The organism is Pyxidicoccus sp. MSG2 (genome assembly GCF_026626705.1).
GTDB lineage: Bacteria > Myxococcota > Myxococcia > Myxococcales > Myxococcaceae > Myxococcus.
Map to the genome: position 1 here is coordinate 6,624,174 of NZ_JAPNKC010000001.1, position 11,542 is coordinate 6,635,715.

Sequence of the window (11,542 nt, forward strand, 5' to 3'; positions counted from 1 at the left end):
TCGCTGGAGATCTTCTCCAACGCCGCCCAGCGCTCGCGGTTCCTCAATACGAAGGACGGCGGGAAGAAGATTGACGGCGCGGAGGTAGGCAGGGACCTCGGCCTGCTGTTCGCGGGCACGGACTCGGCCAGGGATGGTCTCAAGGACTACCCGGACCGGGACCACCGCTGGAACCTGAACCACCCCAACGAGCTGCCGCCCACCGGCTTCCGCGAGGACCGCCTCAACGATGACGGTTCCAAGGGCGATGACCAGACGCACCACCTGGCCTATTACACGATGGTGGGCGCCACCCATGACAGCATGCTGGGAGAGCTGTTCGGCAAGGGGGGAGGAACCGTCTCCGACCGCGGACATCCGAACGACCAGCAGCTCGCCTATGACGGCGTGGACCTGGGCCGCCGGCTGGTTGACCCGAAGTTCGACGTGAATGCCTATCTCTGGAACACCGTGGGCGGACCCGTGCCAGACGCAGGTGGGCAATGCGGGTAGCAACAGCGGCAGCGGCAGTGATGGCTCCGACGCGAGCGGCTAGTCCTCCGAATCAACGTCGAAGGAGCGCCACACCGGGGACAGGTTGCGGGACAGCGTGCCCCCGGAGGGGATGACCAGCTCCTCGCTGTGGAACCGTGGGGAGTCGCCGGACTGGACGATGAGGACGGTGGCCACGCCCTGGGGCACCTGTTGGAAGGTGGCCTCGTCCCCTCGCTGCTCGACGTCGATGGAGTGGGCGGAGAGGCGCTCCAGGTCCTCGCTGCTCGAGGGCGGAGGCACGCTGCCCGGGAGCAGCATGACGGACACGTCGTCGCCGCCCGCCCCCCGCAGCTTCACCGTGGCGCCGCCCTCCTGCTCCTGGAAGGAGACCCGGACCCGGCCGCTGGCGGGCACCACCACGCGCTGGGGCGGGAAGACGGGAGTGCGGGAGTCCAGGCTGTCGTGGAGCGACAGCCACACCGTGTAGGGCCCCGGCTCCAGGCCGCGCTGGACGAGCTGGCCCTTCTGGGTGAGGCCCAGCTCCTCGACGCCATCCCCGTGGAACTCGACTGTGGCGTCGCGAAGGCGGCCCCGGCGGTCCTTCACCGTCACCTCCACCCGGGCGCCCGGGTCCATGCGGAGGAGCACTTCCTCCTGCTCGGGGCCCACCGTGAGGCGCTGCTTCCGGTAGCCGTCGCAGGTGGCGGTGAGGGTGAAGGCCTCCAGGTCCACGTGGGGCAGGTCGAAGGTGCCGTCCTCCTTCGTGCCCTCCGTGCCTTCGTTGCTCAGGGTGAACGCGTCCCCCCTGGCATCCATGGACCGGGTGGAGAACTCGAAGCCCACGTCCGCGAGGGGCTCACCCGTCTCCGCGTCCACCACCCGCCCATGGAGCCCGCGGCCCCGGCTCATCCGCACCACGCCCAGGTCCAGGTCCGCGCCGCTCGCACCCGGCTCCCACCGGAGCACCCGCGTGGCCAGGCCCTCGGCCTCGAAGACGAGCGGCTCGGAGGGCAGGTCCTCGACGGGCACGGCGAAGGCGCCTTCCGGGTCCTCCGTCCGCGTGCCGTTCACCTGGAAGCGGGGGATGGGCGCACCGTCGGGCCCCACGAGCCGTCCGACGATGTGGGCCTCCCGCCTCAGGACCAGCCGCACCTGCGCCGTGTCCGCACCGACGCGGAGCATGTCCTCCTCTGCTGCCGTGCCTCCCGTCGAAAGCCCGCGGTCCAGCGTGTAGCCGGACTTCCAGGCGCTGACGTCGTACGCGGCTTCCGTCAGGGCTCGCAGGGTGAAGCGCCCCTCCGCTTCCGTCCGCACGCCCATGGGCGTGCCATGGCGGTTGTTGCGGCCTTCCTGCTTCCAGAACGGCCCGTCCCGTTGGGGCGGACGGGCCCGGACGTAGACGTCCTTCACGGGCTGGCCCGAGACATCCACCACGATGCCGGACAGGGTGCGCTCCGGCTCCAGCCGCAGTGGGACCTGGGCTCGCGTGCCGGCCTGGAGCTCCACCCCACGCCAGACCCTGCGGGTGGCGCTCGCCGCCTCCCGCGTGGCCAGCAACAGGTAGCGGCCGGGCGGCACGCCCTGGATGAGGAAGTGTCCCTTCTCGTCGGTGCGCACGTCGCGCCCGAGGCGCCACTCCTCCAGGCCCTCCGGGTCCTGCAGCTCCACGAGAAAGCCCTCCAGCCGCACGCCGTGCGCGTCCTCCACCGTGCCCTCCACCGAGGCGCCCGGCTTGAGCGTGAGGTGCACGTCCCGCGAGGGCGCGCGGACGCGAAAGGCCGCGTTGAGGAAGGACTTGTCGGTGACGATGATGCGGTAGTCCCCGGGCTCCTCCGTGTCCAGGACGAAGCAGCCTTCCTCGTCCGTCCAGGCGTGCTCACGGGCCCCGGTGTCCTCGGCCTCCGTGTCGGCGCGCTGGGGGACGAGCTGGATTCCGGACAGGGGCCGGCCCTCGGTGTCCGTGACGCGCCCGGTGATGGAGGCCGCGCGGTGGAGCGTGAAGTCCACCGGCCCCGTGGTCGGGCCGAGCGTCTGCGGCTCCATGCGCCACCTGTCGAGGTGGCCGGGTGCCGTCACCGCGAAGTCCCACTCGCCGGACTCCAGGGGGCCCATGCGGTAGTGCCCCTCCGGACCCGTGAGGGCCCGCAGGCTCGCGCCGTTCGACTCCTGCCGGGACACGCTGACGGTGGCGCCGGCCACGGGCTGTCCCGACTCGTCCGACACGGTGCCCTCGACATGAAGGGCGCTGCCCAGCTCCAGCACCACCTCCGGTGTCGTGGGGCCCGCCGTCACCCGCGCGAGCGCATAGCGCTCCCCCCGCGAGGCGCTGAGCGTGTACTCGCCCGGGGGGAGCACCCATTCGAAGCGGCCCTCCGCGTCCGCGGTGATGCCGCGCGCATCATCGCCGGCCACGGGAAGGCGCTTGCCGGGGACCCTGCGCACCTCGGCACCCGGCGCCGGGACTCCGTTGGACAACACGCGGCCGGAGAGCCGGCTCGGACGGAGGAGCGTCACCTGCTTGTGCAGGTCCCCGATGCCTACGTACGCCGGGAGCCAGCCTTCCTTCGCGACGACGGCCAGGTACATCTCGCGGTACGGCACGGGGCCCATGCGGAAGCCGCCATCCGTGCCGGTGGTCGCGTCGAAGAAGCGGGAGCGCCCCATGTCCAGCGCCGTGACGTTGGCGCCGGCCAGGGGCGTGCCCCCTCCCATGACGGTGCCCTGCAGGAGGATGCCCGCTTCCAGCTCCAGCGCCACGCCCTCGGAGCCGGCGGGGATGCCGGAGCGCGACGCCGCACCGCGCTCGCCCAGCGCCCAGAGCGTCATCACCCCCTCGGGCAGGGCTTCGAGGACGAAGGCACCGTCCGCGCCGGTGGTCGTCTCCGCGTGGATGGGCGCCTCGCCCTCGCGCGCGCCGACGAGCTCGATGACGAGGTCTCCCGCGTCGTCGATGCACTGGGGAAGCCGCCTGCTCCGGGCGTTCTGGCGCAGAGGGGACTGGAAGGCCCACGGCGGGTGTTCGGGGCAGGGCATTTCGGACAGCGTCTGCCCGGGCTCCGGCGACGAGGCGGAGACGCGGACTCCGGCCACGGGTACGCCCTTCGTGTCCACCACGGTGCCGGAGATGCGCAGCCCGGCGCTGGGGCGCTGCGACGCGGTGGCGGCGGCGCGCGACGCGTGAGGCGTCCCGGCGTTGCGGACCGCCTGCGTCCTGGCTGAGGTCGCCCCACGCCAGCCGCCGCCTGGCAGCGCCCAGGTGACGAGCACGAGCGCCCCGACGACGACGGACCCCCACAGCCAATGACGCGTTCGCATGCTTCCCCTTCCTTCACGGCGGACCCTGCCGCCACAGGCTAATCCGAACCGGCGCCGAAGGACCGCCACGCCGGGGACAGCACGCGGGACAGCGTGTCCCCGGGGGAAAGGAGACCTGGACCCGGCCTCGAGCGGCTGGCGGGCTGGAGCGTCCAAGGCTTGTGCCGCCGTCCAGGTGGTGCCGGATCGCGCAGCTGTTCCGCATAGGCGCCGAAAGCAGATCGGTAAACCTCGGAGCGCTCCACCCTCCGACGCGCGGCTTCGGCGTTCAGGGCGTCGACGTCGGCCCCGACGGCATAAAACGTGGGCACCACGACAAGCCCCCGGGGGTCGGCGCGTAACTGCTCGCCGGGCCCCGTCGTGACGAGAGGGGCCGCGACGTGAGACCTCCGGGGCAAAAACCTGGAGGTGCACGTGGAGAAGGAGTTGGAGCAGTTCCGGCAGGAGGTGGAGAGGCTGAGGGCCGGGCGCAAAGCAGGCTCGGGCCCATTCCCGGAGCCGCTGCGCGCGTTCGCGGTGCGCTACCTGGCGCATGCCCTGGAGAAGGGCGACACGCTGAAGGCGGTGGTGGAGAGGCTGGGGGTGTCGGAGCCGACGTTGCAGGCGTGGAGGCGGGGGCAGACGCCCGGCGGCAAGAAGACGCAGAGCAGTGCGCAGGGGGCCGCGCCGCTCAAGCCCGTGGTGGTGCACCCGCCGAAGCAGCACGCGCCCTCGCCAGTGGCGACCACCTTCGCAGTAGTCAAGGGCGACGTCTTCCTCTTCGTCGGGCGGTGCCGTCGCCGCGCCAAGGTGCTGTACTTCGACGGCACGGGGCTTTTGCTGCTCACCAAACGCCTCTTCAAGGGACGCTTCGCCAGGCCCTGGGTACAGGCGGGTGCGCTGGGCGTGGAGCTGACGGTGGCCGAGTTGTCGCTGTTTCTGGAGGGCTGCGAGCTGGCCGGGCGCTGGAAGCTATCGCCTCCCGCCTTCGAGGAGAAAGCGCTTGCGGTGGCGCCCGCCGTGTAGCACTACCGCGGAAGTGTGGTGCGCATCGAGCATGTGACAGACTTGGAAACGGCGAAGCAGATGGCCGCGCTGCTCGAGGCGGAGAATGCGCGCCTGCACCAGCGGCTGGAATTGCTGGTGCAGGAGAATGCCAGGCTCAAGGGTGAGGATGCCCAGGCGCGACTGCAACTGGAGCTCACCCAGCTTGCGGAGCAACTGGCGCTCATACAGCAGCGCCTCTTCGGCGCCTCCAGCGAGAAGCGAAAGCCAGCAGTGGAAGCGACACCGCCGGCGAGCGCACGCAAGCAGCGCGGGCACGGGCCGCGTGCCCAGCCGCAGCTGCCCGTGCAGGAGGTGGTGCTGCCCCTGGACGAGGCCGACAAGGTGTGCGGCCTGTGCGGCGGTGCGTTGATGGAGTGGGCGGGACAGCCAGGAGGTGAGCGTGGTGGAGCGCCACTTCGTCCTCAAGCACTACCGGCGGCAGAAGTATCGCTGCCCCTGCGGGTGTGCGCCCGTCACCGTGCCGGCCCCGCCGCGCCTCATTGAGGGGGCCGCTACTCGGTGGACTTCGCCGTCCACGTCGCCCTGCAGAAGTATGGCTTCCACCTGCCACTGGCGCGCCAGGAGCGCATGTTTCAGCGAGAGGGCCTGGTGGTGGACAGCCAGACGCTCTGGGACCAGCTCAACGCGCTGGCCCACCACCTGCAGCCCAGCTACGAGGCGCTGCCCGCGGTTGTCTTCTCCTCCCCGCTCATCCACGCGGACGAGACGCACTGGTACATGCTGAACAAGGGACCGGGGAAGAAGTGGTACGCGTGGACGGTGGCCTGTGCGGACGCGGTGTACCACCGGATTCTGCCCAGTCGCTCCGGGGCCACCGCGAAGCTGGTACTCGGTGACTACGCGGGCGTCGTCATGGTGGATGGCTACGCCGCCTACCAGACGGTGACGAAGCCTGGAGCGGATGGGCCAGCCTCCTGCTCCCTGGTGTTTTGCTGGGCCCACGTGCGACGCTAATTCGTGGAGGCCGAGAGAGTGGCCCCCGTGTGCGCCGAGGTGCTGTCGCTCATTGGCCGGCTGTATGCCATTGAGGCCGACCTACCACAACCGCACGTACTGCAGGGGGAGCAACAGGCCGCGGCACTGGCGCAACGGCTCGCGGTGCGACAGGAGAAGTCCGCTCCGCTGGTGGCTGCCATCCGCGAGTGGGCGCTGGCCCAGCGCTCGCTGCCAGGCAGTGCTCTGCGCAAGGCGCTTGGTGAGGACCCGGGGCGATACCTGCTGCACGCTGCGCTCGCCGCCATCGAGACTCCCGGCACCGTCACGCTCCCGTCCAGCTCCGACTGACACCACCGCGCCCATCGAAGCCGGGCGGGGGCTCATCCACGCCCCGTCCAGATGGAGCGCGGCGAGCTGTTACCCATGGGCTTCCCTGGTGGTCTCCGCATTCCTGTAGTTGAGTCAGTCCATGCGAAAACTCCTCCTCCTCTGCTTGCCGCTGTTCGCCTGTGTGACGACGAAGTCCGTCCCGGTCCCGGCTTCTGCCGACTCCAGCACGTTGCATCAGGTGAAGCGGGTGAAGGTGGCCGAGGGGGTCGAGCTCGAGCTGCTCGACTTCGGAGGCCAGGGACCCGCGCTCGTCTTCCTGTCGGGCCTGGGCAACACGGGCCACGTGTTCGACACCTTCGCGCCGGAGTTCACCGCGGCCCATCACGTCTACGCCGTCACCCGCCGGGGGTATGGCTCGTCGAGCTGGCCCGAGCAGGGCTACGACACCGCCACCCTGGGCGAGGACGTCGTCCGGGTGCTGGAGGGGCTGGGAATCGCGAAGGCGTCATTCGTGGGCCACTCCGCCGCCGGGCCAGAGCTCACCTGGGTGGCAACCCATCACCCGGAGCGCGTGGAGAAGGTGGTCTACCTGGACGTGAGGATCAACGGTGACCTGCTGGCGGAGTTCCTTTCGATCCTGCCCATGCCTCCTCCGAGCGAGCCCGCTCCCGAGGACGTGGTCTCACGCGCCGCGCTCGCCGCCGCGGTCGCGCGTGACGTCGGAGGAGCGTTCCCCGCGCACGAGATCGACGAGGCGAGCGAGTTCGATCCGAAGACCGGGCACTACCTGCGCGACCGCAAGTGGCCGCACGCGGAGGAGCGGGTGATGAAGGGTTTCTTGAAGGTGGACTTCGCGGCCGTGACGGCGCCCGTGCTCTTCCTCTACGTGGATCAGCCTCGGTTCGGGCGGGTGGAGGACATCCCAGGCTTCTCCCAAATGGACCTTCCCGTGCAGGAGAAGTTGAGGACCCTGAGCGCCAGGGCGCACCAGCGGGACGCCGAAATGCTGAGCGTGATGAGCATGCCGAACTGGAAGGGCATCAAGCTCGAGCACGCGCGGCACTACGTCTGGCTCACCAACCATGACGAGGTGCTGCGCGAGATGAAGACCTTCCTCGAGACATTTTGAAAGGGCGGCGAAGGCGCGCTGGATGAGCGCATCTCCTGTTTCCACACTTCGAGCAAGCGAACACGTCCAGCGCTTTCCGTCCTGCGTAGCAGCCTGGCGAGAGTCCAATCGTGGTGTGCGCTCCTTCTTCGGCTCCTCCCTCGTCGCGGCAAAGGACGGGCTCTCTTCCTCCGGCTCCGGCCTCGCCCCTGCTTGGGGGAAATGGCTCGCCTGCGCGGTGAAGACCCGGGATGCTACCTGCTGCGCGCCGCCCTTGCCGCCATCGAGAATCCCGGTACCGTCACGCTCCCGGCCAGCTCCGACTGACGCCACCGCGCCGTGCTTCAATGCCCGGCGGGCTCATCCTCGCCCCGTCCAGACGGGGCGCGGCGAGCTGTTACGTCGGCGCCATGTTCGCCCTTCAGGGCCGGAACGTGACGGCCTGCTCCTTGGCTTCGGCGCGGCGTTGCTGCCCGTAGTGCGCGGTACATAGCCCGTGCGCGACAACGTCCGTACGGGTGCAGCTGCCACCCGGCCAGGTTGCGGAGCAGGTCGTCATGCCAGACAGCGTAACCCTGCCAGGCGGCGGATCGGAGTTCGAAAATGCGAAGAGCCAGGCAGCGGCAGAGGCACCCTGCGCCCAACTGGCGCGCTGGCTCCACGGCCAGGTCGTGTAGGGAACAGTGCCGCGAGACGGCTACGACAACGGCGGTCGGGCTCCCTCATCTCCATTGCACATGCAACACGCATGACGGAAAGCGCGGGCGTCGCTGGCGTCCAGGTCAGAGGGACACGCAAAATCAATCGTCCCGCTTAAGACAGGAGACACGACGATGATGCGTCTTTCGCTGAAGAAGTCGTCCCTCGCCGCCCTCTGTGCCACCGCGCTGCTTGCCGGCTGTGGCAGCGCGCCTCAGGAAAGCAACGAACCGGAGACGCCGCAGTCCGGACAGGTCACCGCGCAGCAGTACCCGGACTGCGACCCGGCCTACGACTGCCCCGTCCCATCTCAGTACGTGGCCTGCTTCGACGGGATGCTCATGTACGCCTGGGCCACGCCCGACGGCGGCTACTGCATCCAGCGTGGCGTCTGTGCCAGCCACGGCGGCCCCACCGTCTGTCCGTTCGAATAGACGCGGGGCGCCGTCCGCGCCTGGGCCCCTGTTGGGCGGACGCAGTGGGGTTGGGGCGGGAGCCAGGAGGGCGGGTGAAACACCGTGCTCGGTAAGGTAGGTCAGCGCGCGCCGCCTGCCTCCGCACTTGCGAAAACACTGTCGGGGGACGCCGCTTCGATCGAGCATCCGGCCCATGAGCTTCGAATACGTGATTGCCGGTCGACGTGCGCTCCCACCTCACGAGGGCGCGTGGGTCTACTACCTCGAACACGACGAGGACGAGGTCGAGGACGAGGACGGCGAGGAGGACGAGTTCAAGAATCGGTTCGACGAAGGCTCGCTGGAGTCCTGCGAGATCTTGCCCAAGGGCAACGATGAGTTCTTCGCCGAGGTCGAGCGCCTGGTGGGCTTCGTGCCAGCGGTCGTGATCACGATCGATCCCGCGGCATGGGAGGTGAGTACCCTTGTCGCGGAGGTGCTGGCGGAAGCGCTCGACGGCGTCATGTACTGCGACGGCCTGGTGAACGAGTTCGGTCTGGAATACGTGCCAACGGCGGCCGCGTCGGCTGTGTCCACGATCGATGAGCTGGAGGCGCGAATCTTCGCCGCCTACGAGGATCCCAAGCCGTACGTCACCCGCAGGGCGGAGCGCGGGGCGGCCAGACAGGCCGAAGCCGATGCGCGCGATCCGGTCGGAGCCGCGAAACGAGCCGCGGAAAGCGACTGGGGAGATGTCTGACCAAACGCAGGGCGCGCGCTGCCTGACGCACCTGCTTCGCGTCCACCGACGGCTGCGCTTTGAAGTCGAAGCCCTCCAGCGTCTTCACCGCCGGGAAGTGGGCAATCGTGATTCCCATGCTGACGCGCTTCTTCTGCCTGGCGTCCATCTCCTCGCGCAGCAGCAGGATGGTCCGCATGCATGAGACCCACGGGGCCTGAGCCGTATCTGCCTCTTCGTCGGTGTCCATTAGAGGGGAGGCATGCCCACCGTCCCATGTACCCGCGCGGGCGGCGGCTGCCTCGCGGCGCCTCGGGAGTGACGTGACGTAGGGCACCCGGTGCGGCGGCTGATTCCGCGAGAGAATCAGCCGCCGTTCCGTGTGGCGGGGCCCCGTCTGCGTCCCTGAGGCAGCGCGCTCAGTAGAGGTAGTTCAAGGCCGTGCGGTCAGAGCTGGTGAACTCACCGTCGGTATCGGGCGGGTAGCAGCTGTTCATGATCGACCCTCCCGGCGTGGCGGTGGTCGGCGTCCCGGGGATGAGGACGGCACCCACGCCAGCGGTTCCTTCGTTGGTGGGGGCGCCGCCGCAGCTGATGGACCTGTCGTAGAAGTCCGTGTGACGAAGACCGAGGGTGTGGCCCAGTTCGTGGGTGACGACGTGCTCGTTCACGTCCACGCTGAGGCTGTTCAGGCCGGTGCCGATGTTGATGGTTCCGTAGGGACGGCCGCCCGACGGGAATCCCGAGGAGCCGCCAGTGCCGGCCATGGTCTGCGCGGTGATGTTCGCGGTGCAGCCCGTGGTCGGTCCGCGCGCGAAGGTAATCCGGAGCCCCAGGGCATTGTAGTTACCAAGGGCCAGGTCGAGCCCCTGGCTGAGCCGGGTGTAGGTGTTGAACGTGGCGGTGGGATTGACGCAGATCTTCGTCACGGAGGTGCCGACGCGATTGGTCGTCATGTACAGCTCCTCGCTCCCCTCGCCCCGCTGGAGCAGCTCGCGGGACGCTTCGAGGCTCACGTGCGCGTCGCGGCCCACGTACACGGCACCGTCGACGACCATGATGTCGTCGGCCGGAATCCCGGCCTCCATCAGGTTGGAGATGATCTCCTCATTCTCGATGTGCGGGTCGGTACCGCAGCCGGCAAACAGCGCGCCACAGCTCACCACGAGGACTGCCGCTCTCTTGAACATGGTCGTGTACCTCGAGTCCTGAAGCGGTTCTTCCCACACTCCCGGCATGGGAGCGTCGGGGCGGACAGCAAAGCACGAGAAGCGTGCGGCGCTACCACTTCACGATGGATGTGCTTGTAGAACTTCGGTGAGGAGCGGACGGCGATGTGTGAGGGGCCGGACACCACCCGCGTGAGCTGCATCCCCGGCTGGTGCACCACCAGCATCTGACCCCCGCACCGGGGTTGCTTTCGGAGAGGGGAACCGCACGTCCAACCCTCAGCAACTGCTCCACCTCTGCTTGCGTGGGCGGCCCATACGCCATCCCTGGCGCCCGCCTGCTGGCAAGGGAGCTGCATGCTAGCGTCCCGTCCACACAGCACTCCGAGAGCCCCGGCATGCTCCTGCGCCTCCTCGCCATCCTTACAGTGATGTTCCCCCTGGCAGCCCTGGCCGGGCCGGGAGGACAAATTGTCTCCGCGGCCTTCCGCTCGACCTTCGGCAGGATTGTGCTCATCACGCTCACCCTGCTGCTGCTGCCGCTGGTGCTCTACGTCGCCGTGAAGGAGTGGCTCGCGGAGCGGCGGACCCGAACGGCTCTGAAGACGCTCGCAAGCACCCGAGCGGAGTTCGACTGGCTGACGCTGAATGACCGCGTCCTCGAGTGCTTCCACCGCGTCCACTCCGCCTGGAAGCGCGAGTCCCTGAAGGAAGCCTCGGACTGGATGACCGATTGGTACTGGCAGAACCAGCAGCTCGTGTACCTGGACCGCTGGGAACAGGAGGGGCTGGTGAACCGCTGCACCGTGAACGAGGTGAAGCGCGTGCGGCCCCTCACGCTCGCCTGCAGGAACGAGGACGGCGAGGGCGGAGGCTCGCGTCTGGTGGTCGCCATCACCGCCGAGATGGAGGATTACCTGGAGTCCCTCATCACCGGCCACCTCGTGGAGGGCAAGAAGGGCTTCACCGAAGCCACGACGGTGTGGACGTTCGTGCTGCGCGACGGTCGCTGGCTCGTGAACAACATCGAGCAGGACCACATGATGCTCACCTACGCCCGCGTCGGAAATGAGCTGGAGGCCCTGCTGCCCGCCGACAACCCGGTCGCCCGGACCCGCGACGCCCGGTAGCTACTTCCGCGTCCCCATCGTCAGCTACGCATTGAACAACAGCCCCGACGAGCGCCTCGATGCCGAGCCCCGCCGCCGACGCGTGCTCGCGCAGGTACTCGACCATCGGGGCACGAAGTCGAGCTGTACCCGCGCGGGCGCTGCACCCCGCGAGAGCTGGGTGCTTGTGGTGAGTAGCGGGCGACCCGGCCTGACGCGCC

Annotated in this window: 10 protein-coding genes and 1 pseudogene; 8 read left to right on the forward strand and 3 right to left on the reverse strand. The window is 69.1% G+C overall.

Going from position 1 to position 11,542, the window contains the following annotated elements; all coding sequences use genetic code 11:
• Window positions 1–279 precede the first annotated feature (279 nt).
• Window positions 280–492, forward strand: coding sequence for a hypothetical protein (locus OV427_RS26105; protein ID WP_267858883.1), 213 nt, complete (start codon window positions 280–282; stop codon window positions 490–492).
• A 39-nt stretch (window positions 493–531) separates the two neighbouring features.
• On the opposite strand, the gene OV427_RS26110 is transcribed toward OV427_RS26105, so the two are convergent.
• Window positions 532–3,789 (reverse strand): carboxypeptidase regulatory-like domain-containing protein, encoded by a 3,258-nt coding sequence (locus tag OV427_RS26110; protein WP_267858884.1) that lies wholly within the window; start codon window positions 3,787–3,789, stop codon window positions 532–534.
• Window positions 3,790–4,203: 414 nt separating this feature from the next.
• On the opposite strand from OV427_RS26110, the gene tnpB reads away from it, so the two are divergent.
• The 6 genes and pseudogenes from tnpB to OV427_RS26145 all read left to right on the forward strand — a co-directional run bounded on the left by tnpB (window position 4,204) and on the right by OV427_RS26145 (window position 9,064).
• Window positions 4,204–4,794 carry an IS66 family insertion sequence element accessory protein TnpB gene (gene tnpB / locus OV427_RS26115; RefSeq protein ID WP_267858885.1) on the forward strand — a complete coding sequence of 197 codons (591 nt, stop codon included), beginning with the start codon at window positions 4,204–4,206 and terminating at the stop codon, window positions 4,792–4,794.
• 33 nt (window positions 4,795–4,827) lie between these two features.
• A complete protein-coding gene (locus OV427_RS26120) occupies window positions 4,828–5,319 on the forward strand; it encodes a hypothetical protein (protein ID WP_267858886.1) in 492 nt (163 codons plus the stop codon).
• Between the two features lie 15 nt (window positions 5,320–5,334).
• Window positions 5,335–6,120, forward strand: a pseudogene (gene tnpC, locus OV427_RS50835) (IS66 family transposase).
• A gap of 121 nt (window positions 6,121–6,241) precedes the next feature.
• Window positions 6,242–7,231 carry an alpha/beta fold hydrolase gene (locus OV427_RS26135; RefSeq protein ID WP_267858889.1) on the forward strand — a complete coding sequence of 330 codons (990 nt, stop codon included), beginning with the start codon at window positions 6,242–6,244 and terminating at the stop codon, window positions 7,229–7,231.
• Between the two features lie 812 nt (window positions 7,232–8,043).
• Window positions 8,044–8,343, forward strand: a complete 300-nt coding sequence (locus tag OV427_RS26140) for a hypothetical protein (protein WP_267858890.1) — start codon at window positions 8,044–8,046, stop codon at window positions 8,341–8,343.
• A gap of 175 nt (window positions 8,344–8,518) precedes the next feature.
• Window positions 8,519–9,064: a hypothetical protein gene (locus tag OV427_RS26145; RefSeq protein WP_267858891.1), complete on the forward strand. Its 546-nt coding sequence runs from the start codon at window positions 8,519–8,521 to the stop codon at window positions 9,062–9,064.
• On the opposite strand, the gene OV427_RS50605 is transcribed toward OV427_RS26145, so the two are convergent.
• Window positions 8,958–9,293 (reverse strand): ATP-binding protein, encoded by a 336-nt coding sequence (locus OV427_RS50605; protein WP_324289991.1) that lies wholly within the window; start codon window positions 9,291–9,293, stop codon window positions 8,958–8,960. The genes OV427_RS26145 and OV427_RS50605 overlap by 107 nt on opposite strands.
• A 169-nt stretch (window positions 9,294–9,462) precedes the next feature.
• Complete coding sequence (locus OV427_RS26155) at window positions 9,463–10,233, reverse strand: zinc-dependent metalloprotease (protein WP_267858892.1); 771 nt, start codon at window positions 10,231–10,233, stop codon at window positions 9,463–9,465.
• A gap of 377 nt (window positions 10,234–10,610) precedes the next feature.
• On the opposite strand from OV427_RS26155, the gene OV427_RS26160 reads away from it, so the two are divergent.
• Window positions 10,611–11,342, forward strand: coding sequence for a TIM44-like domain-containing protein (locus OV427_RS26160; protein ID WP_267858893.1), 732 nt, complete (start codon window positions 10,611–10,613; stop codon window positions 11,340–11,342).
• Window positions 11,343–11,542: the final 200 nt, after the last annotated feature.

Coding starts and splice junctions, on each gene's coding strand:
- OV427_RS50605 (WP_324289991.1), bottom strand. CDS start 9,293: ATGGACACCGACGAAGAGGCAGATACGGCTCAGGCCCCGTGGGTCTCA.
- OV427_RS26110 (WP_267858884.1), bottom strand. CDS start 3,789: ATGCGAACGCGTCATTGGCTGTGGGGGTCCGTCGTCGTCGGGGCGCTC.
- OV427_RS26140 (WP_267858890.1), top strand. CDS start 8,044: ATGATGCGTCTTTCGCTGAAGAAGTCGTCCCTCGCCGCCCTCTGTGCC.
- OV427_RS26145 (WP_267858891.1), top strand. CDS start 8,519: ATGAGCTTCGAATACGTGATTGCCGGTCGACGTGCGCTCCCACCTCAC.
- OV427_RS26105 (WP_267858883.1), top strand. CDS start 280: ATGGTGGGCGCCACCCATGACAGCATGCTGGGAGAGCTGTTCGGCAAG.
- OV427_RS26135 (WP_267858889.1), top strand. CDS start 6,242: ATGCGAAAACTCCTCCTCCTCTGCTTGCCGCTGTTCGCCTGTGTGACG.
- OV427_RS26155 (WP_267858892.1), bottom strand. CDS start 10,233: ATGTTCAAGAGAGCGGCAGTCCTCGTGGTGAGCTGTGGCGCGCTGTTT.
- OV427_RS26160 (WP_267858893.1), top strand. CDS start 10,611: ATGCTCCTGCGCCTCCTCGCCATCCTTACAGTGATGTTCCCCCTGGCA.